The 21,692-nt window shown below is 60.3% G+C and carries 16 protein-coding genes and 1 pseudogene; 13 read left to right on the plus strand and 4 right to left on the minus strand.

All coding sequences use genetic code 11. The features are described 5' to 3' along the window. Nucleotides 1–3,490, minus strand: a 3,490-nt coding sequence (gene gltB / locus WA943_RS09140) for a glutamate synthase large subunit (RefSeq protein WP_424469564.1), incomplete at its 3' end; no start/stop codon positions are given. An 808-nt stretch (nt 3,491–4,298) separates the two neighbouring features. Here gltB and WA943_RS09145 point away from each other — a divergent pair. The 5 genes from WA943_RS09145 (at nt 4,299) to WA943_RS09165 (ending at nt 8,554) form a co-directional block, all read left to right on the plus strand. Next, the gene (locus tag WA943_RS09145) at nt 4,299–5,411 is read left to right on the plus strand and encodes a DUF2336 domain-containing protein (RefSeq protein WP_424469565.1); all 1,113 of its coding nucleotides are present in this window, start codon (nt 4,299–4,301) and stop codon (nt 5,409–5,411) included. Between the two features lie 21 nt (nt 5,412–5,432). Then, nucleotides 5,433–6,014 (plus strand): response regulator, encoded by a 582-nt coding sequence (locus tag WA943_RS09150; protein WP_424469566.1) that lies wholly within the window; start codon nt 5,433–5,435, stop codon nt 6,012–6,014. 107 nt (nt 6,015–6,121) lie between these two features. Further along, nucleotides 6,122–6,988 (plus strand): VOC family protein, encoded by an 867-nt coding sequence (locus WA943_RS09155; protein ID WP_424469567.1) that lies wholly within the window; start codon nt 6,122–6,124, stop codon nt 6,986–6,988. Nucleotides 6,989–7,027: 39 nt separating this feature from the next. Next, on the plus strand, nt 7,028–8,065 hold the full coding sequence (locus tag WA943_RS09160; protein ID WP_424469568.1) for a threonine aldolase family protein: 1,038 nt from the start codon (nt 7,028–7,030) through the stop codon (nt 8,063–8,065). Between the two features lie 72 nt (nt 8,066–8,137). Continuing rightward, nucleotides 8,138–8,554, plus strand: coding sequence for a hypothetical protein (locus WA943_RS09165; RefSeq protein WP_424469569.1), 417 nt, complete (start codon nt 8,138–8,140; stop codon nt 8,552–8,554). A 12-nt stretch (nt 8,555–8,566) separates the two neighbouring features. Here the strand turns inward: WA943_RS09165 and WA943_RS09170 are convergent, their stop codons facing one another. Further along, complete coding sequence (locus WA943_RS09170; protein WP_424469570.1) at nt 8,567–11,044, minus strand: ATP-binding protein; 2,478 nt, start codon at nt 11,042–11,044, stop codon at nt 8,567–8,569. 160 nt (nt 11,045–11,204) lie between these two features. Then, on the minus strand, nt 11,205–12,134 hold the full coding sequence (locus WA943_RS09175; RefSeq protein WP_424469571.1) for an alpha/beta hydrolase: 930 nt from the start codon (nt 12,132–12,134) through the stop codon (nt 11,205–11,207). Between the two features lie 113 nt (nt 12,135–12,247). Here WA943_RS09175 and WA943_RS09180 point away from each other — a divergent pair, with 113 nt between their 5' ends. Further along, complete coding sequence (locus WA943_RS09180; RefSeq protein WP_424469572.1) at nt 12,248–14,938, plus strand: GNAT family N-acetyltransferase; 2,691 nt, start codon at nt 12,248–12,250, stop codon at nt 14,936–14,938. Between the two features lie 39 nt (nt 14,939–14,977). Here the strand turns inward: WA943_RS09180 and WA943_RS09185 are convergent, their stop codons facing one another. Next, nucleotides 14,978–15,442: an Hsp20 family protein gene (locus WA943_RS09185; protein ID WP_424469573.1), complete on the minus strand. Its 465-nt coding sequence runs from the start codon at nt 15,440–15,442 to the stop codon at nt 14,978–14,980. 187 nt (nt 15,443–15,629) lie between these two features. Here WA943_RS09185 and WA943_RS09190 point away from each other — a divergent pair, with 187 nt between their 5' ends. The 7 genes and pseudogenes from WA943_RS09190 to WA943_RS09220 form a co-directional block, all read left to right on the plus strand. Continuing rightward, a complete protein-coding gene (locus tag WA943_RS09190) occupies nt 15,630–16,859 on the plus strand; it encodes an amino acid ABC transporter substrate-binding protein (RefSeq protein WP_424469574.1) in 1,230 nt (409 codons plus the stop codon). 8 nt (nt 16,860–16,867) lie between these two features. Next, on the plus strand, nt 16,868–17,770 hold the full coding sequence (locus WA943_RS09195) for a branched-chain amino acid ABC transporter permease (protein WP_424469575.1): 903 nt from the start codon (nt 16,868–16,870) through the stop codon (nt 17,768–17,770). Continuing rightward, on the plus strand, nt 17,767–18,747 hold the full coding sequence (locus WA943_RS09200) for a branched-chain amino acid ABC transporter permease (RefSeq protein ID WP_424469576.1): 981 nt from the start codon (nt 17,767–17,769) through the stop codon (nt 18,745–18,747). The genes WA943_RS09195 and WA943_RS09200 overlap by 4 nt, the downstream gene beginning before the upstream one ends. Further along, entirely contained in the window at nt 18,744–19,487 is a 744-nt protein-coding gene (locus WA943_RS09205; RefSeq protein WP_424469577.1) for an ABC transporter ATP-binding protein, read from the plus strand. Before WA943_RS09200 ends, WA943_RS09205 begins: the two co-directional genes overlap by 4 nt. Beyond that, the gene (locus WA943_RS09210; protein WP_424469578.1) at nt 19,487–20,359 is read left to right on the plus strand and encodes an ABC transporter ATP-binding protein; all 873 of its coding nucleotides are present in this window, start codon (nt 19,487–19,489) and stop codon (nt 20,357–20,359) included. Before WA943_RS09205 ends, WA943_RS09210 begins: the two co-directional genes overlap by 1 nt. Nucleotides 20,360–20,543: 184 nt before the next feature. Continuing rightward, nucleotides 20,544–20,912: a hypothetical protein gene (locus tag WA943_RS09215; RefSeq protein WP_424469579.1), complete on the plus strand. Its 369-nt coding sequence runs from the start codon at nt 20,544–20,546 to the stop codon at nt 20,910–20,912. A 160-nt stretch (nt 20,913–21,072) separates the two neighbouring features. After that, nucleotides 21,073–21,692, plus strand: a pseudogene (locus tag WA943_RS09220) (hypothetical protein); the annotation flags it as partial.

Raw genomic sequence — 21,692 nt, forward strand, 5'->3', positions numbered from 1 at the left:
GGCACTTGCGCATCATGATGCAGCCTGCCGCGATCAGCGGCGCGGTGGCAAAGCCGAACTCGTCAGCGCCGAGAAGGGCGCCGATGATGACATCGCGACCCGTGCGCAACCCGCCATCGACCTGCACGGTGATGCGGCTGCGCAACCGGTTCATCACCAGCGTCTGGTGCGTTTCGGCAAGGCCGATTTCCCAGGGGCTGCCGGCATGCTTGATCGAGGTAAGCGGGGAGGCACCCGTGCCGCCTTCAAAGCCTGAAATGGTGACGTGATCGGCGCGCGCCTTCGAAACGCCGGCGGCAACCGTGCCGACGCCGACTTCGGAGACGAGCTTCACGCTCACGAGCCCGTCGGGGTTCGTGTTCTTCAGGTCGAAGATCAACTGGGCCAGGTCTTCGATCGAATAGATGTCGTGATGCGGGGGCGGGGAGATGAGGCCCACGCCCGGCGTCGAGTGGCGCACCTTGGCGATGGTCGCGTCGACCTTATGGCCGGGCAATTGTCCGCCTTCGCCGGGCTTTGCGCCCTGCGCCATCTTGATCTGCATCATGTCGGAGTTGACGAGATATTCCGTCGTCACGCCGAAACGCCCGGAAGCGACCTGTTTGATGGCCGAGCGCATCGAGTCGCCATTGGCCATTGGCGTGAAGCGGTCCACTTCCTCGCCGCCTTCGCCCGTGTTCGAACGGCCGCCGATGCGGTTCATCGCAATGGCGAGCGTCGTATGCGCTTCGCGGCTGATGGAGCCATAGGACATGGCGCCGGTTGCGAAACGCTTGACGATGTCGACAGCCGGTTCCACCTCGTCAATCGACACAGGCTTGCGGCCGTCTTCTTCCGCAGTCTTGATGTCGAAGAGGCCGCGGATCGTCAGCAGGCGCTCGCCCTGTTCGTTGATGCGCTTTGCAAACTCGCGATACTTGTCCTGGCTGTTGCCGCGCACGGCATGTTGCAGGTCGCGCACCGAGTCTGCCGTCCATGCATGTTCTTCACCGCGGAAACGGAAGGCATATTCGCCGCCGACTTCGAGCGCGTTCTTCAGGACGGGCGCGTTGCTGAAGGCGAGGTGGTGGCGACGGAAGTTTTCTTCCGCAATCTCCGCACAGCCCACGCCTTCGATGGGCGTTGCCGTGCCGGTGAAATACTTCTTCACGAATTCGGAGTTGAGGCCGATCGCGTCGAAGATCTGCGCGCCGCAATAGGACTGATAGGTGGAGATGCCCATCTTGGACATGACCTTGAGCAAGCCCTTGTCGACTGCCTTGATGAAGCGCTTGTTGGCCTCGTAAGCGGTCAGTCCGTCGCCGAGCGACGGCAGCATATGCTCCAGCGTCTCGAAGGCGAGATAGGGGTTGATCGCTTCGGCGCCAAAGCCTGCAAGGCAGGCGAAGTGATGCACTTCGCGCGCTTCGCCTGTTTCGACGACGAGGCCGACAGAGGTGCGAAGCCCTGTGCGGATCAGATGGTGATGCACGGCGGATGTCGCGAGCAGCGAGGGGATCGCCATGCGCTCCGCCGAGACCATGCGGTCCGACAGGATGATGATGTTGACGCCCTTGCGCACGGCTTCTTCGGCGCGTTCGCAAAGCCGGTCGAGCATTGCTTCCATCGCCGCCGAGCCGCGTTCGGCCTGATAGGTAATGTCGAGCGTTTCGGAGCGGAAGTGATTATCCGCCACGCCGCCGATCATGCGGATCTTTTCGAGGTCGTCATTGGTCAGAATGGGCTGGCGCACTTCGAGGCGCTTCACCGTCGACAGGCCCGTCAGGTCGAGCAGGTTCGGGCGCGGGCCGATGAAGGAGACGAGCGACATCACCAGTTCTTCGCGGATCGGATCGATCGGCGGGTTCGTCACCTGCGCGAAGTTCTGCTTGAAATAGCTGAAGAGCGACTTCGAATGGCGCGAGAGCGCGGAGATGGGCGTGTCTGTGCCCATCGAGCCGACAGCTTCCTGTCCTTCGATCGCCATCGGCGTCATCAGGAACTTCAGGTCTTCCTGCGTATAGCCAAAGGCCTGCTGCAGATCGAGCAGCGCGGTTTCGCGCGCAGGCTTTTCTGCTACCCCCTTCTTGGGCGATGGCATGTCTTCGAGCACGATCTGGGTGCGGTCGAGCCATTGCTGATAGGGGTGCAGCTTCGAGAGCTTCGCCTTCACCTCGTCGTCGGAGATGATGCGCTTTTCCTCAAGGTCGATGAGCAGCATCTTGCCGGGCTGTAGGCGCCACTTCTCGACGATCGATTCTTCGGGAACCGGCAGCACGCCCATTTCCGAGGCCATGACGACATTGCCTTCGTCGGTGACGAAGTAGCGCGCGGGGCGAAGCCCGTTGCGGTCCAGCGTCGCGCCGATCTGGCGGCCATCCGTGAAGGCAATGGCGGCCGGACCGTCCCAAGGCTCCATCAGGGCTGCGTGATACTCGTAGAAGGCGCGGCGATCCTCATCCATCAGCGGATTGCCCGCCCATGCTTCAGGGATCAGCATCATCATGGCGTGGCTCAGCGAATAGCCGCCCATGACGAGCAGTTCGAGCGCATTGTCGAAGCATGCCGTGTCCGACTGGCCATCGACCGCAATCGGCCAGAGCTTCTTCAGATCGTCGCCGAGTATCTCCGACTTCATCGAAGAGTAGCGCGCCTGAATCCAGTTCGTGTTGCCGCGCACCGTGTTGATCTCGCCATTGTGGCAGATCATGCGGAAGGGATGGGCGAGACTCCATGTCGGGAACGTGTTGGTGGAGAAGCGCTGATGCACCAGTGCAAGCGCCGTCACCATGCGCGGATCGTGCAGGTCCTTGTAGTAGGAACCGACCTGCGCGGCGAGCAGCATGCCCTTGTAGACGATGGTGCGCGAGGAGAAGGAGGGGATGTAAAGCCCGCGCGGAATCTTCTTTGAGCCTTCTGCATAAAGCGTATTGAAGATGCGCTTGCGGATGACGAAAAGCTTACGCTCGAAATGGTTCTGGTCCTTGATCGCCGGTCCTTGCCCCACGAAAACCTGTGCGTGGTAAGGCTCCGTCGGCTTGACCGAATAACCGAGATCCGAATTGTCGACAGGCACATCGCGCCAGCCGAGGAAAATCTGGCCTTCTTCGGCGATCAGCTTTTCAGTGAGCGCGACGATTTTTGCCCGCTCCGCTTCGTCGCGCGGCAGGAAGAAATGGCCGACCGCATATTGACCCTCAGGCGGCAGCGCAAAGCCGAGCCGCTTCGCCTCGTCGCGGAAAAATCCGTCCGGGATCTGAATAAGGATACCCGCGCCGTCACCGGCCTTCGGGTCCGCGCCCACGGCGCCGCGATGCTCAAGATTTTCTAGAATCCTGAGACCGTCCTCAACGATCTTGTGCGATTTTCGGTTATGAATGTTTGCTACAAAGCCGATGCCGCAGGCATCGTGCTCGTTCCGGGGGTCGTACAGACCCTGCGCGGCGGGGAGCCCCGCAGGGTGCGACGCTTCACCAGTTGCCTGGCGCGTCGCTACCCGCTTCTCCGTCATAACCGTATAGTCCTTTTATATGCCCTGTCTGCCGGTTCGTCGGGGAGACAGGATGTCTCCGTTTCTCCGTCCACGTCGATGCGTCCCGTGAGCCTTCAGGGATAACCCTTCGAGCCTTGGGGCGCGGAACGCTTACGGACCGTACGCCTAGTCGCAAATTTGTCGGCATGCCGGGGTTCGCCCGAGCATGCATCGCACTGCAAAGCTCGTTGCGCGGGCCTTGCCGAACGTTGACGGCCATCATCCCTGAAGCCCTGCCAGCACTGGTGGGCGGGCTTACGAAAGGACGGTCGATCTTGCCAGTCTGGTCTCGCCATCCCGGCAGAAATGAATATGCAGGAAGCCAGTTTCGGAATCAAGTAAATAAGACAGGGTTGCTGACCTAAAAATTTCCCAAATATGCCAATGGGTTATGGGGGAGATTGCCGAATTTATGGATGCGGTCCGGGAATTCAGCGGGCGTTCGGCTGTTTTCGGAAGCAACGACGATCCATCTCTCCGGGCAGGCGCGGAAGGGCGATGCGTAACAATGGACTGTCACGAATGGCGGATTGATCCCTGAATTTCTCCGGATCGGCAGGATTTACAGTAATGGTCTTCTGAATACCAAGTAATGAGATTTATATTCGAAAATATATATTGAAATTTCTGGATAAAATAGTGAATTCAGATCAAATATCAAATGAAGATTGCATCATAAAATGATCAATTTAAGTCGAATTCTTTTTCTATATATTCCAAGATTGCGAAATATTAATATTTCCACGTTATTTTCTGACTTGGTAGAGACGCTTTGGCGGTATTGGCTATGTCAGGACTTAGTAAAGCGAAACATTTACTTCAGCTTGCGGGTGAGCAATCCAGCGAGAAGCGGCGGCAACTTCTCAGAGAGATTACCGACATCTTTCTCGTTGATCCGGAAGGTTATTCCGATACGGAGCAGGAGTGCTTCGGAGACATCATCTCGCACATAGCGCTATCGTTGGATGCGCAGACGCGCGCCGATCTGGCAGAGCGGCTCGCCGATATGAAAGCGGCGCCGCGCAAGGTTATCAGGCAGCTTGCCACTGACGATATTGTCGTTGCATCTCCAATATTGGAGCGAAATCCTTCTCTCAGCGACGTCGATCTGATCGAGATTGTGCGTTCCAGCGGCGGCGCGCATCAGGCGAGCGTCGCCAGGCGAGACGGGCTGAGCGTATGCGTCTCCGACGTTCTCGTCGAAGACGGTCAGGCTGAGGCTGTGCAAGCCCTTCTCGAAAACGAGAGCGCCAATATTGCGCGTGTAACGATGCAAAGAGCCATCAGCCGATCGGCAAACGATCCGCGCCTTCAGGCCCCGCTTGTTGCGCGTTGCGATATGCCCGTTGAAATGCTTCAGGACATGTTCTGGTTCGTTTCGCCCGCCCTGCGGCGGCAAATCGTTCAGGTGATTTCCAAGGTCGATCCATCGACGCTTGGGAAACTCAAAATAGAACCCGATCTCGATTCACGCGCGTCACCTAGGAAAGAAGACCCTCTTCATGTCCGGGCGCGCGAATATGTCGACCGGATGCAGAAAGGCGGATGGCTGAACCGCGCGCTTCTTGTCGATCTTCTTCGGCGGAAATCCATACCGGAACTGATTGTCGGCTTTGCGCGTCTCGTCAAAGTTCCTGAAACGACGGCACTGCGGATTCTCCATGATCGCAGCGGCGAGGGGCTGGTTATCGCCTGCAGGGCGGGCGATTTCGATCGCAGCACATTTGCGACCTTCGTGAAGATGGGCATGCCGGGCTGCCCGCGCAGCGACGCGGAGTTCAAAGACATGCTGGAAATGTTCGACAAGACGACAATCGAGACAGCGCAGCGTGTGATGCGTTTCTGGCGTATCCGGCAGACAAATCTCGTTGTCGTGAATAACGGCGACGGCAAGGCTTGATGGTCATCATCGGAGTGAGCGATGGGCGAAGCAGTTAAGGCGCCGATGGATGTTTGCGCAAAAGACGAGCTGAATTTCTCCAGCTATCGATATCTGATCATCGACGACAACCGGCATATGGTCGTTCTGTTGCGCGAGATATTGAAGAGCTTCGGCGCTGTCCATATCAGGGAATTCACAGCCGCAGCTGATGCCATCGAGCTTATGGACACCATGTCTTTCGACCTTGTGCTTGTGGACGGCATGATGGCGCCGATGAGCGGGCTCGATTTCCTTCGCCGCGTTCGTGGATTGGAAAATGGCATAAATCGCCGTGTGCCGATCATATTCGTTTCGGCATATACGGATAAGGAGATGGTGCTGGCGGCGTGGAATGCGGGTGCAAATGCCGTCATCGCCAAGCCCGTGTCTCCTGGGAATCTGTTTCGGCATCTCTCCGCATGCCTGTTCAAGCAGAGTCCGTTTATCGTTTCATCGAATTATATCGGCCCGTGCAGACCCATCGAGGCCGATGCTGCCCTTGCCGCGATATGGGCGCGCGGCGAGGCTTTGCCGTCCGATGTAACAATATTGCCGCCGCAGCCCTTGTCGCGGAAGCGTTAAGCCGTCCTGCCATTCACCGTGATTAGAGACGTTCGGGCCGTGCCCGGCGCTTGAGGCTTGGGTTCCGCTCTGACATGGTTCTCCCAAAGCTTGAATGGGAGGATGCAATGCTCACACGGATCGACCGGGTGCAGATCGCGGTTCATGACGCGGCGGCTGCGTCGCGCGGCTGGATCGATATTCTCGGGGCGGAGCCTGCAGGACAAGATCGGGTAGATGGGCTGGGCGCCAAGCGGCATCGGCTGCGTATCGGCACGGGCTGGATCGAATTTCTTGAGCCCGATGGCACGGGGCCGGTCGCGCAGGCGGTCGGGCGGCGGGGCGCGCATCTTTATGCGGCGGGCGCGGCAACGCCGGAGCTTGACCGGCTCGCGGCGCGGTTGCGCGCGAAAAAGGCAGCACCTCTTGCCGAAGGCGGGCAGCTTCATCTCAGCGAGGCCGATACGGGCATCAAGGGCTTGCGGCTGGTGCTGAGCGAAGATGCGGCTTTGCCGGTGGTGGGCGATGTCGATTTTCTTTATGAGGCGACGATCCTTTCCGACGACACGCAAGGGGTGACGCGGCAGATGAACGAGTTGCTTGGTCTCGATGAGAGCAACTATACGGAAATCGTCTCGGAGCTTTTCGGTTATCGCGGCACGCTGACGCTTTTTGAAAAGAACAAACTCGACCGGCTCGAAGTCATTGCGCCGACGGTCGAGGGAACGACGATGGAGCGCTATTTCCGCCGTTTCGGTCAGAGCCTTTACATGGCCTTTGCAGAGACGTCGAAAATGTCGCTCATCGAGGATCGCGCTCGCGCCAAGGGTGTCGGCTTCACCGTCGACAGGCCGGAGGGCCGCGCGGCTCATCTTCCCGCCGATCAGATATGGCTTCATCCCGGTACGCTTGGCGGCATGATGCTCGGCCTCTCGCGGCCAAGCATGGCATGGTTCTGGTCGGGCCATCCCGAGCGCGTCGAGGCGGTCGCGTGACAGGTCGCGTGGTTCGCGAAGAAAGACTGAGGCCCGATCATGATCTTCACCAGTGACAATGCGTTTGGCGTAGCGCCTGAAATTCTCGACGCGATTGCGCGGGCAAATGGCGGGGCTGTCTCCTCCTATGGGGGCGATAAGATAACGAAAGGACTTGAGCGGCGCTTTGCCGAAGTGTTCGAGCATGAGGTCGCGGTTTTTCCCGTGGCGACAGGCACGGCAGCAAATGCGCTGGCGCTTGCGACGTTGACGCCGCCTTACGGCGCGATCTTTTGCCATGAGGAAGCGCATGTGAATGTCGACGAGTGCGGCGCGCCGGAAATGTTTTCGGGCGGTGCGAAGCTCATCGGTGTTGAAGGTGCGAATGGCAAGATAGATGCGAAGACATTTGCCGCCATCCTCGCGCGGCACCCGGCGGGAGATGTTCATCAGGTACAGGCGGCAAGCCTGACGCTGACGCAGTCGACCGAAGCGGGCACCATTTACACACTCGCCGAACTCGACAGCCTCACGCGCCTTGCCCGCGAGCGCGGGCTTGCCGTTCATATGGACGGGTCGCGCTTCGCCAACGCGCTTGTCACGCTAGGCTGCTCGCCTGCCGAGATGACGTGGAAGGCGGGGATCGACGTGCTCTCATTCGGCGCGACGAAGAACGGTGCGCTTGCTGCGGAAGCGGTGATTTTCTTCGACCCCGCAAAGGCCGTGGATTTCGCTTTCCGCCGCAAGCGGGGCGGCCATCTCTTTTCGAAGATGCGGTTTCTCTCCGCGCAGCTTGAAGCCTATCTGGAGGGCGATCTCTGGCTTCGTCTTGCGCGTCACGCCAACGCCATGGCGGCGCGTCTGGCGGCGGGGTTGACTGCGCTTCAGGGCGCCGCGCTTGCGAGCCCCGTTGAGGCAAACGAGATATTCGTGCGTCTTCCGCCCGCCACTATCGCGCGGCTCAAGGCGGCGGGCGCTGCCTTTCATCCCTGGCCCAAGCGCGGCGATGGCGCGGATGGCCGCACCGTTCGTCTTGTCACCTCATTTGCGACGACGGAGGGCGATGTGGACGCCTTTCTCAAGGCGGCGCGGGAGTGACCGCACGCTTCAGATTTCATTAATCCTGCTTGCCTAAACTTGGCCTGCCTGATGGACAGCCGGGAGGCTTGCATGGCCAATGCCGAAAAAGCCGTAAACTATGAAGATATGATCGCGACGGCGGAAGCAGCCGTTGCGGCGCTTCGCGACAGCTATCGCGAACAGCTCATGGCGGATTCCACCATGCTGGCGCGCATCTGGTCGCGCCTTGAGACCGGCGCGTCGCCTGCCGAAGTTCTGCACGATATTCACGCCATCGCGCATAACGTCAAAGGGCAGGGCGGCTCATTCGGTTACGATCTCGTGACATCCATCGGCGCATCGCTGTGCGACTATATCCGCAGCGGCGACAGAACCTCCGTCGACGCGCTCAACATCGTGCACGCGCATATCAAGATTCTGAAGATGGTCGGCGATAACGATATCGCAGGCACGGGCGGCGAGACGGGCGAGCGCATTGTCGCCAAGCTATACGCGCTGACCCACTAGCCCGCTCTCTGTTCAGACGGTCAGGTTTTCCAGTTCATCGAGCATGTCCGACAAGGCCGCTTCGCCTCGCGCGGGCTGCGAAGTCGCAGCTTGCGGCGCAGCCGGCTGCTGCTCTTGCGCGCCGGTGAGCACGCGGGCCATTTCGCCGACAAGAACCTCCATGCGGAAGGGCTTTGAGACGAAGCCATCCATGCCTGCCGCGAGATAGGTCTCACGGTGGCTCTCCATCGCGTGAGCCGTCAGCGCCACGATGGGTGTGTTTCGCCATGCTTCGTCGACGCTTCGTATGACCTTCGTCGTCAGGATGCCGTCGAGTTCCGGCATCTGAATATCCATGAGAACAAGATCGAAGCGTTCTGCACGCATCGCGCGAACGGCTTCGACGCCGTTATTGGCAATCGTCAGGCGGTGGCCGAGACGTTCCATGACGGCGGACATCAGCTTCTGATTGACCGGCTGGTCCTCGGCAAGCAACACATTGAGCTTGTGCTGCATGTCAGGTGCAGGCGTTTCGTCTGGCGTCGATACGGGTATGGGCGCAGGCGTGGCGACGGGCTGTTGCGCGCGTTCGATGGGGATGCGCAGGTTGAAGCTCGTGCCCGTTCCGATCTTGCTCGTCACTTCGATCGTGCCGTTCATCAATGTCGCAAGCTCGCGGCTGATCGCAAGGCCCAGGCCCGTGCCGCCATAGGTGCGGGCCGTGGCCGTTGTGGCCTGCGTGAAGCGGTTGAAAAGTTTCGGCAGCGTTCCTTCAGGAATTCCCGCGCCGGTGTCGCGGACGATGAAATCGAGATGGGCCGGGCGTTCATCGACTAGGGACGAGACCGTCACATCGATATTGACGGAACCTGTCTGGGTGAATTTGACGGCGTTGCCGACGAGGTTGAGCAAGATTTGGCGCAAGCGCGTTTCGTCACACAGGATCTCATCGGGAACGTCGGCGGCGACGGCAAAGCCGATTGCCAGACCCTTCTCCTCGGCTCTCGCACGCATGAGATCGATGACAGACGCGGTCACTTCGCGGGGCGAGCAGGCGTTTGCATCAAGCTCCAGGCGTCCGGCTTCGAGTTTCGAGAGGTCGAGAATATCGTTGACGATGGTCAGCAGGCTTTCGCCGCAGCCCTTGATGATTGACACATGGTTGCGCTGGCTGGCCGACAGATTGTCCTGCAGGAGTACCTCCGCAAGCCCGATGACGCCGTTCATCGGCGTGCGGATTTCGTGGCTCATGGTGGTGAGGAAATCGGATTTGGCGCGGTTTGCCTTTTCGGCGGCTTCCTTGGCAGCGGCAAGCTCGCGCTGCGTCGCCTGCAGCTCCTTCACGCGCTCATCCGTCTGGCTCTGGCTTTTCTTCAGCGCTCGCTCGGCATTTTTTATATGCGTGATGTCGGTTTCGATGACGATGAAGCTTTCGATCTCATTGTCGAAATTACGAATGGGCCGAACTTCGATCGATGCCCAGTAAGGCAGGCCCGAACGCGTGTGGTTGAACGTTTCGACATTGCAGCCGAGGCCGAAGCGCAGGCTTTGGCCAAGTATGTTGATAGCGCCGATCAGATGCTCGTCGCCATCGAGAATTTCCTCCGGCGTGCGACCCTCGATTTCATTGCGTGCAAAGCCGGTCTTTTGTGTGAAGCCCGCATTGGCCCAGATAATTCGGCCAGAGGCATCGGCGATCAGAACGCCTGCGTGGGTTTCATTGGCGACCTGAGCGAGCCGTTCATTCTCTGCGAATGTTTGCTCGAGCTTGTTGAAGACGTCGCCGAAAAGGCTGGAAAGGGCGCCGATCTCGTTTTTCGGCATATCGACGGGCGGCTCGAAATGTCCCGTCTCGCTGCTTTTTTGAATCTCTCTGGCGAGGCGAGAAAGCGGGCGCAGCACCCATCCCCGCATCATGGCGAAGATCGTGATCAGCAGGACGAACATGACGCCGACGCGCCGGGCTGCCGAGGCGATCAATGTATTCGCGATTTCGCCGCGCACCGCTGCTAGGTCGATGACGATGAGAGCGTTGACACCGAGCGAGGGCAGCGCGGCAACATGAACCCAGACGGGCAGGTCGCCGCGGTCCGTTAGATCGACGCCGCGCGGTGTGCCATCGTCAAAGCTGCGGGCGAGAGCGGCATGGACGGAAGGGTCGTCGAGAATGTCCGCGCCGCTCAGATCATGGTTTCGTTCGGCGCTTGCCACGATGTGCGATTGCAGGTCGACGAGATAAATGCCCCGCAGGTCCTTCAGCCGGTGCACTTTCATTTCCGCAAGATGCTGTGCCGCAGCCAGCGAAAAGCCCTTGTCCAGCTCGCTATGCAGCGTGAAGTTTTCGGCAACAGTCGATGCCCGTTGCGCAATCTGCTCGGTGAGCAGGCGCTTCACGTGTTGATATTCGAGGGCAAGTTGAGCGGCGATCAGGAGCGTGAAGATCACCATGAACTTCACGGCGAAATCGCGCGACAGGCGGGAGAAGTGGAAATTCGCGCGGCGATTGCTCATGGCCGGGCCGCCGCCCGAGCGCCCGGCGCGGTCCGCTCGCCCGATGCGGGCACAATGCCCTGATAATCCGCTCGCAAGATGAGCGACATGGCCACTCGCCCCCGCTTCATTCCAAGAGGATTTTTTACGATAGCGGCGGTTAATGCAGGACTAAGACCCGCTAATCGGCGGCCTGACGGGCGGTGGCGCCCTGTTCCATGCTGGCTTTCAGAAAGGCCCCGATGAGGCTCAGGGAAGCGCGGGTTTCGGGGAGAAAGCGGAAGGCCTGGAATACATGCGGCAGATCGGGCCAGACCTTGATTTCGACGGAGACGCCTGCCGCCCGTGCGCGCTCGGCGAGCCTTAATGAATCATCAAGCAAGATTTCATTGCCGCCGACATGAATGAACAAAGGCGGCAATCCTTCGAAGCGCCCGTAAAGCGGCGAGGCCAGCGGACCGCTTGGCGATGCGCCTGCGAGGTAATGATGGCTGGCAAGCAAAGCGCCTTCCGTCGAGAGCATCGGATCGCGCTTGCGATTGGTGACATGCGTCCAGCCGGACATTGTCAGGTCGGTCCAGGGCGACAGCAGCGCCGCGCCGGCAGGCAGCGGGTCGCCTGCGTCGCGCAAGGAAAGCAGCAATGCGAGTGTCAGGCCGCCGCCCGCGCTGTCGCCCGCAACGGTGATGCTTTCCGGTGGCGTTCCTTGCGCGACAAGCCAGCGATAGGCCTTGAGCGCATCCTCGACCGCAGCGGGAAAGGGGTGTTCTGGTGCAAGGCGGTAGTCGATGACCAGAGCGCGCGTCTTTGCGTTTCGCGCCAGAGCGGCGACCATGGGACGATGCGTGTCGGGCCCGCAGACCACATAACCCCCGCCATGCAGATAGAGCAGCGTGCCGTTCTGATCGGGTGTGTGCGGAACAAGCCATTCGGCGGGGAGGCCCTGAAGGTCGAATTTCTCGACATTGACGCCCTGCGTCTTGCCTGAAAAGCGCACGGCCAGTCGATTGAGCCTTTCGCGAATGACGCGCGGATCGGCGTGGGGATCGAGCGGCCGCGCGGTCAGAAGGCGCAGCAAGCGGTCGAGCATCCAACTCTTCACGGTCGCCATATGAAGCTCCCTCACTCAATGCGGCGAAACGCAGGGTGCGTCGGACCGGATCACCTTCTAATGTAGGGTCGGTGCCGCCGCCGCGCCAGTGCATACAGGGAACGGGACTGCTTATGACAATCCGAAACCTCGACAAGATGTTCGCGCCCCGTTCGGTGGCTTTGATCGGGGCAAGTGCGAGGCCGGGGAGCGTGGGCGGGGTTCTGCTGCAAAATCTCACGACGGCGGGTTTCGAAGGCGTCGTATCGGCAGTCAATCCGCATGCATCGGACCTTTGCGGCATCGAGACCGTGCCGGATGTGGCCGCCCTGGCGAATGCGCCGGACCTTGCCATTATTGCGACGCCGCCTCAAAGCGTGCCGGGCATCATCAGCGATCTTGCAAAGCGCGGCACCAGGGCCGCTGTCGTCATCACCGCCGGGTTTGGCGAGCTGGGCGATGAGGGAAAGGCCTTGCAGGCGCGCATGCTGGAGGCCGCGAGGCCGACATTGATGCGTATCGTCGGGCCCAATTGCCTCGGCGTCATGGTGCCGGGTCTGGGGCTGAACGCTTCCTTCGCGCATCTCAATCCGCTCAAGGGCGATATTGCTTTCGTCTCGCAATCGGGCGCCGTCGTTACTGCCATGCTCGACTGGGCGACGACGCGGGGCATCGGCTTTTCGCATATCGTGTCGCTCGGCGGCATGTCGGATGTGGATTTCGGCGACATGCTCGATTATCTCGCGCAAGACCCAAAGACGCGCAGCATCCTTCTCTATGTCGAGTCTATCTATCACGCGCGCAAGTTCATGTCGGCGGCCCGGCAGGCGGCGCGACTGAAGCCGGTGATCGTCATCAAGGCAGGTCGCAATGCCGCCGCCGCAAAAGCGGCTGCCTCGCATACAGGCGCGCTTGCAGGTTCCGACGCCGTTTATCAGGCAGCTTTCAGGCGCGCGGGCATGCTGCGCGTCAACGGCATTGAAGAACTTTTCGACGCCGTCGAGACGCTTTCGACAAGGCCTGAACGGAAACTGCTGGCCGGCAACAGGCTTGCCATTCTCACCAATGGCGGCGGTGTCGGTGTGCTCGCCACAGATTTCGTCATCGATGAAGGCGGACGCATGGCCGAGCTTGCGCCCGAGACGATCGCGAGGCTCGACGCCGTCTTGCCACGCACATGGAGCCGCGCCAATCCGGTCGATATCATCGGGGATGCTTCGGCAGAGCGCTATACGGCGTCGATCTCGGAATTGTTGAACGATCCGAATACCGATGCGGTTCTGGTGATGAACTGCCCGACGGCGGTTGTCGACAATGTGGCGGCGGCACATGCGGTCGCCGATGCGGCGGAGAAAAGTTCAAAGCCCGTTTTCACCTGTTGGCTGGGTGATAAGGGCGCGCGGGCAGGGCGTCAGGTTTTCCTCGACCGCAAGATTCCGACCTATGAAATGCCGAACCAGGCGATCCATGCCTTCATGCTTCAGATCCGTTATCTGCGAAATCAGCGTCTGCTGATGGAAATTCCGCCTGCCGGTCCTGCGTGGCCGGACCGCGATCTCGCCAAGGCACGTGCGATCGTGGAGACGGTGCTTGCCGAGAAACGCGAATGGCTGAACGAGGCGGAGGCGAAGGCGCTTCTGGATGCTTATGGCATTCCCATCGTGGAAACGCGCATCGTGAGCGATGCTGAAGAGGCGGCGCGCGTTGCCGATGAAATCGGGTTTCCTGTCGCGCTGAAAATTCTCTCGCGTGACATCACGCATAAGACGGATGTCGGCGGCGTGGCGCTTGGTCTGGAAAGCGCCAATGCGGCGCGCAAGGCCGCAGAGACAATGCTCGAAAAAGTGACGAAGACTGCGCCTTCTGCACGCGTCGATGGATTTACCGTTCAGCGCATGGTGAGCCGTCCGAGCGCTTTCGAGCTTATCCTCGGCATTATCGACGATGCGACCTTCGGGCCGGTGCTTCTCTTCGGGCAGGGCGGCACGGCGGTCGAGATCATTCGCGACAAGGCTATGGCGCTGCCGCCACTGAACCGCGTGCTTGCCGAAGACCTTATCCGCCGCACCCGCATTTCAAGTTTGCTCGAAGGCTATCGGGGCCGTCCGCCCGCCGATTTCGATGCGATTGCGGGCACGCTGATGGCGCTTGGCGATCTCGCGGCGGATTTGCCGGAAGTGTGCGAGCTCGACATCAATCCGCTATGGGCGGACCAGCATGGCGTCATCGCGCTTGACGCGCGGGTCCGCGTTCGCCCCGCGCATGGGCAAGGGACGAGCCGCTTTGCGATCATGCCCTATCCTTCCGATCTTGAGGGTGTTCTCAAGGCGCGTGATGGCCGCGCCTTTCCCATGCGGCCGATCAAGCCGGAGGATTCGCCGCTTATCGACGATCTGCTCGACCATACGGACCCGGAAGACCTGCGCATGCGGTTCCTGTCGCCGCTGCGGCGCTTGCCGCGCCAGCTCGCCGCGCGTTTGACGCAGATCGACTATGACCGCGAAATGGCCTTTGTCGTTTTCACCGATGAGAGCTATTCCGAGATCGCCGCTGTCGGGAGGCTTTCAGAAGACCCGGACCGGGAGCGCGCCGAATATGCAATTCTCGTTCGCTCGGATCGTCAGGGCGTGGGGCTTGGATATGCGCTGATGTCGCACCTGATCGCCTATGCCAGCGCGCATGGAGTGGGCGAAATCTTCGGCCATGTGTTGCGCGAGAATACGCAGATGCTCGAACTATGCGAGGAACTCGGCTTCCGGCGCGAGCGCATGGAGGGCGAGCCGGGTGTCGTCGAGGTGGTGCTGAATTTGCGCGCCGGGACGTAAGAGGAGCGCCCTCATGGGCGCTCCTCCGGCGTCGGATCGTTACTCGGCTGCCGCGAGGCTGCCTTCAATCGCCTTTGCCTTGGGCGTTGCCGCGGTAATGGGAATCTGGCGTGGCTTTAGCTGCTCGGGGATCTGGCGTACGAGATCGACATGGAGCAGGCCGTTCTCCAGCTTCGCGCCTTTGACCTCGACGTGGTCGGCGAGCTGGAAGCGTCGCTCGAAGCTGCGCCCGGCAATGCCCTGATAAAGGTAATTCACGCCTTCGGGCTCGTTGCGCTTGCCTGAAATGGTGAGCACGTTCTGTTTCACTTCCAGAGACAGGTCGCTCTCGGCAAAGCCGGCGACAGCCATGGAAATGCGGTAGTCGCTCTCGCCCAGACGCTCGATATTATAGGGCGGATAGGTTGGGGTGCCCGCCTCGCGGGTCACGGAATCAAGCAGCGACTGGAGCTGGTCGAAGCCGACGGTGGAGCGATAAAGCGGGGAAAAATCGAAACCTCTCATGGTGCTGACATCCTTTTCAAAAGCGATGGTAAGTCACATGGCGAAAGGCTTTAATGCCGCCGTCTGGCCGGCCCTCAACCTCGCCACACCGGACCCGTATAATTCGGCGTCCGATGGAGGGGAGATGGGGACGGGGAGATTTCCCGTCAAGATCGGCGGACAAAGCTTTTGGAGTGGGGGACGAGAAATGGCGGCCAGAATCGGAACGGCTATCAGGGCGGCGGTTTTGGGCGCAGGCGTGCTCCTCGTCGCGGCTGGTGCGGCGCATGCTGAGGATGCCGGGACGATCAAGCTTGGCGCTGCCGTTTCGCTGACGGGGAAATATTCCTCCAATGGCGTCTATACGCGCAACGGCTACGACCTTGCGGTCAAGCGCATCAACGAGCGCGGCGGCGTCAAGGTCGGCGACAAGACCTACAAATTGGAAGTCGTTTACTATGACGACGAGTCCACGCCCGCGCGCGGCGCGCAGCTTGCCGAGCGGCTGATCCAGCAGGACGGCGTCAAATATCTCCTCGGGCCTTATTCGTCCGGCCTCACGGAGGCCATGGCGCCGGTCACCGAAAAATATGGCGTGCCGATGGTCGAGGCGAATGGCGCGGCGATCTCGCTTTTCCAGAAGGGCTATAAATATCTCTTCGCCGTGCTGTCGACGACGGACCAATATCTGAAAAGCGCGGTGCAGCTTGCGGCCGCACGCGCCGCCGACCCCTCGAAGCTCAAGGTTGCGCTCGCCTTCGAGAACGATCCCTTTTCACAGGATGTGCGTGCGGGCGTGACGGACGATGCCAAAAAGTTCGGCATGAAGATCGTCGTTGACGACAAGTTGCCGCCTGAACTCAACGACATGTCGGTGACGCTGACCAAGGTCAAATTGCTGAAGCCGGATATTCTGATCGTCTCGGGCCATGAAAAGGGCGCGGCGACCGCGATACGTCAAATTGCGGACCAGCGCGTCAACGTGCCCTTGCTCGCGACCACGCATTGCGACTCTGCGCAGATCGCGGAGAAATACGGCAAGATTGCCGAGTACACGCTCTGCGCTGCGCAATGGGCGCCGTCGCTTGCTTATTCCGACGCGCTGTTCGGCAAGGCCAGCGACTATGCCGCGCTTTATGAAAAGACCTACAAGGAGCCCGCGCCCTATCAGGCGGCGGAATCGAGTGCGGCGGTGCAGGTATTTGCCGAGGCTTTCACGAGGGCGGGCAGCCTCGATCCCAAGGCCGTGCGCGATGCGCTGTCGAAGACCGATATGCAGAGTTTCTACGGCCCGATCAGGTTCGATGAGACGGGCAAGAACGTGGCCAAGCCGACCATTCTCTATCAGGTGCAGGATGGGAAATATGTCGTCGTTTATCCCGAGAAATGGGCAGAAGCGAAACTCCGCGCGCCGACGCCCAATTGGGACCAGAGGTAAGCCTGCCAGTGTTTGATAATATTCTCCTGCTCGCACAAAATCCGTCATTCGCGCTTGATGTCGTGCTGAACGGATTGCTTGTCGGCGCGATATTCGCGCTGGCGGCCTATGGCATGTCGCTCGTCTGGGGCGTGCTCAATATCGTCAATATCGTGCAGGGCGAACTCGTCATGCTGGGCGGGTACATCGCCTATTATTTCGTGAACCACGGTGTGCCCTCATTGGCCGCACTGCCTGCTGCGTCCGTCATCATGTTTGGTGTGGGCTGGGTGCTTTATCGAACGGTGATATTCCGCGTCGTGGACAAGGATCTCTTTATCTCGATCCTCGCGACCTTCGGGCTTTCCATTGTCATTCAGCAATTGACCAATACGGTCTTCGGTTCGGATGTGCGCAGCATCGATACCGGCATGGGGTCTTTCTACATGCTGGACGGCGCCGTCACGCTTGCATGGATCAAGATCGCCGCCTTCGTGCTGGCGCTCGTCACCGGGCTCGCCTTGTGGCTCTTCCTGCGTTACGCGCGGCTCGGTCAGGCGATCCGCGCCACGGCGCAGAACCCGCGTGCGGCGCATATCCTCGGCATCGATACGGACCGCGTCTATGCCTTGACCTATGGGCTCAATGCGGCGCTTTGCGGCGCGGCAGGGAGCCTTGCCGTCATGGCCTGGACCATTCACCCCTATATCGGCCTGCCCTACACGGTGCGCTCATTCATGATCGTCGTCGTTGCCGGTCTCGGGAATGTCGGCGGCGTTGTTGCGGCGGGTGTCGGGCTCGGCGCGATGGAGAACGTTGCCGGTTTCGTGCTCGGCGCGGAATATCAGATCGCCTTCGTCTTCGCCTTGATGGTGCTGATCCTCATCTGGCGGAACGTGCGGGCGGCGCGACGCAGAACTTATCTCTCATGATCGAAAATATTCTAAACAGGGTGCAGCGTATCCCCGAACCGGCGTTGCTTGTCGGCCTTGGGCTGCTCTCGCTTGCCGCGCCTTTCATCTTGCCGGGTCTTGCGACGCAGCTTGCCTTTCTGTGGCTGATGGTCGTGCTTGCACAGACGTGGGACGTTCTGGGCGGGCAGATGGGGTACAACTCCTTCGGCAATGTCGTCTTCTTCGGCATCGGCTGTTACGCCTGCGCGGTCATACAGCGCGATAGCGGCTTGCCCTATTACGAGGCGCTGGCGCTTGGTCTTTGCGTCGGCGGCATCGTTGCGATGCTTTCGGGGCTTGTCTTCGGTGCGGCGCTGCTCGGCATTCGCGGGCATTACTTTGCGATTGCGACATTGGGGCTCGGCATTGCGGCGGGCGAAATTGCGGCGGGCTGGGACTATGTGGGCGCGGGCTCCGGCATGGCCATGCCGCTCTATCCCGGCGGCCTTGGGCAGCGTGAGCTGTTTTTCTACTTCGTCATGTTTGCCATTGCCGCATCATGCTTCCTGACGCTGCGCTGGCTCTATGCAACGCGCTTCGGCCTTGCCATGAATGCGATCCGCGACGATGAGGACAAGGCGGAGGCGACGGGTCTGCGCACCACTTCAATCAAGACCGTTGCCTGGGCGATCTCCGCGCTTTTCATCGGGCTCGCGGGCGGTGTTACCGGCAATATGCTTGGCTTCATCGATCCCCGCGACGTCGCCTTTTCCGGCGCCACCTTCGGCGTCTGGATGGTGCTGATGGCGATACTCGGCGGCAAGGGCACGCTTTGGGGGCCGGTCATTGGCGCGCTGATATTTCACATCACCAAGGAATTGTTCTGGACCTATCTGCTCGGCTGGCAGCGCGTGGCGCTCGGCGTTCTGATCGTGCTCATCGTGTTGTTTTTCCCGCAAGGCATCATGGGCTGGATCGCGGCGCGGCGCGCACAGGCGGCGGGGGAGCGCGCATGAGCATGCTTCTCGAAGTTCGCAATGTGACGAAGCGTTTTGGCGGCGTGGTTGCCAATGACAGCATCTCATTTCAGGTGAAGGCCGGCGAGATCGCCGGGCTCATCGGCCCGAACGGCTCGGGCAAGACGACGGTCTTTGGCTGCATCACCGGCGCGCATCCCATCGATGGCGGCGAAATTTATTTTGAAGGCGCGCCGATTTCGCGGCTGCGCGTCGGACCCATTGCGAGAGCGGGGCTGATGCGCACCTATCAGCAGACGCGCATATATGGCGAGATGACCTGCATGGAGAATATGCAGATCAGTTCGCGCGATGCGCATGGCAGCGTCTTCGCGCTTTTGCGCATGCGGGCGCGGGGCGTCGAGACGCGGGCGAATGAGCTGCTCGCCTTTGTCGGGCTTCATGAGAAGCGCCTGCACAAGGCCGGACGCCTGAGCTTTGGCCAGCAAAAGCTGCTCGAATTTGCGATGGCGCTGATGAGCGAGCCGAAGCTTCTTTTGCTGGATGAGCCGACGGCGGGTATCAACCCAACGCTGATCAACGGTTTGATCGACCGGCTGAAGCGCGCCAATGAAGAGCTTGGCGTGACGCTGCTTGTGATCGAGCACAATATGCGCGTCATCATGAACCTTGCGCAGCACATTACCTGCCTTGCGCATGGGAAGGTTCTGGCGTCCGGCACGCCCGACGAAGTGCGCAACGATCCGCGGGTTCTCGACGCCTATCTCGGAGCGCAGTGATGGTGGACAGGCCGGGAGATGAAGAGCGCAAACGCGCGGGCGGTTACGGGGAAGGCGGCGTCGGGCCCTCGCTTTCGGCCGCCGACGTTGCGCGTGAGGCGGAAGAGTTTGGCCCCGGCGTTGCGCGGGAAGCCATTCTGGCGCTGGCGGGTCCCGACCCCATTCTTCAGGTGCGCGGGCTTCGTGCGGGCTATGGCGATATGGAAATCCTGCACGGGATCGATCTTGCTATCGGGCGCGGCAAGAGCCTGTGCCTTGTCGGCCCCAACGGTGCAGGCAAGTCCACCGTGCTGCATTCGATTTTCGGCTTCACGAAAATCCGGGGCGGAGAAATTCTGGCGCTTGGCCGGGATGTTACGCATCTCACGTCGAGCGCGAAGCTGAAGGATGCGAAGATCGCCTATATCCTTCAGGATAATTCGATCTTCCCCGACATGACGGTCGAAGAAAATCTGCTGATGGGCGGATATCTGCTGGCCAATCGAGTTCAGGCGCGTGAAGCGGCGGAGCGCGTTTTTGCGCGTTACGACCGGCTCGCCAGGCGCAGGCGGGAGCGGGCAGGCGTCTTGTCCGGCGGCGAGCGGCGCCTGCTGGAGATCAGCCGCGCGCTGATCATGGACCCGCAAGTGCTGCTGGTCGACGAGCCATCGATCGGGCTTGAGCCGCGCATGATCGATATGGTCTTTGAGATACTTGCCGATCTTCGCGACGTTCACGGCAAGACCATCGTCATGGTCGAACAGAATGCGCGGCGCGGGCTGGAATTTGCCGATATAGGCTATGTGATGGTGGCGGGGCGCGTCGCGCTTGCCGCTCCCGGTTCCGATCTGTTGAACGATCCGCAGGTCGGCAGGCTCTTTCTCGGCGGCTGACGGCCTCTTCGCGCCGTGTGAGCGGGCATTTCATTTCATTTTTCATAACATTGCGTGGAACCGACGCTTCACCTTCTCGTTTCTGAACGGGCAATGAACGTGCGTTCCAGCATGGGTTCAGGACCGTCGAGGCATTCTCGCCCTCAAGGATCGATCTCCGGTCCATTTGCCAAGGAGGCAGACTATGAAAAAGTTTCTTGTTCTCGCCGGTGTTGCGGCTGCCCTGATGACGGCGCTTCCCATGGCGGCCCAGGCTGACAGCTATCGCGATGGCCAGCGCGGTGGACATTACCAGAGCGACGCACGTCGCGGTCATGACTCGAACCGCAACTGGAACCGCGACCGCGACCATGACCGCCGCGACTATCGCCGCATGCAGCGCCGCGATTTCAGCTATTGGCGTCCGGGTCTCGAAAACCGTCGCTATCACCATTTCGGCCGCCCGGTCTTTTATGATCACTACTACCGGGTGCCCGCGCGCGACTATCGCGGCCGTATCGTGATGCTGACGATCAATGCCTATACGGGCGTGATCCTTTCCGTCGGGTACTGATTATATTACCGTAGCCTTCGAGGGCCCCGCTCTGTCGGGGCCCTTTTCTTGCCGATGTGAATGAAGAATGAACGTTGCCTCCAGTATGAGTTCAGGCTCAAAGCGGCATTCTTCAGCTCAAGGACACAGGTCCGAAATATTTCGCTTCTGGAGGGACAAGATGAAGACCTTTTTTGCAGTGGCAGCCGTGAGTACAGCATTGTTCGCCGCGCCTGTTGTCGCGCAGGCGGCCCCTTATACGCAGTCAAATCAGGGGACCACATATTCGACAGGGTCTGCGACGCTCACCGTGCGCATGTCGAACGACTATGCCGGGTATCAGCCGCAGCGCGGGCGCATCATCCCGCTGGCGAATGTCGTTCGCGATATTGAGCGGCGCACCAATACAACGCTTGTCGACGCCAGACTGTCGGCGAACGGGAAGGTCTATGAGTATGAGGGCGTGAACAATCGCGGCAATGTCGTCATTACCAGAGCGGACGCGTTCACCGGCAAGATCACGCAGGCTCAGCTGACGAAGTTGCGTCCGCGCTATGAAGTGACGGGCGTGCCGGTATTCGATGTGCTGACAGCATTGCGCAACAAGGGCTACCAGAATTTCGATCTTGTCACGATGAAGGACAAGCGCGGGACATATCTGGTGCGCGGTCTCGACCGGCGCGGCAAGGCCTTCAATATTCGGGTAGATGCGCGGAACGGCCGTATTCTTTCCGCGAAGCCGACGCCTGGCTATCAGGGCCCGAATTATGTTCGGGGCGAATATCGCGACTTCGCACTCAT

The organism is Parvibaculum sp., from assembly GCF_049651025.1.
Classification (GTDB): domain Bacteria; phylum Pseudomonadota; class Alphaproteobacteria; order Parvibaculales; family Parvibaculaceae; genus Parvibaculum.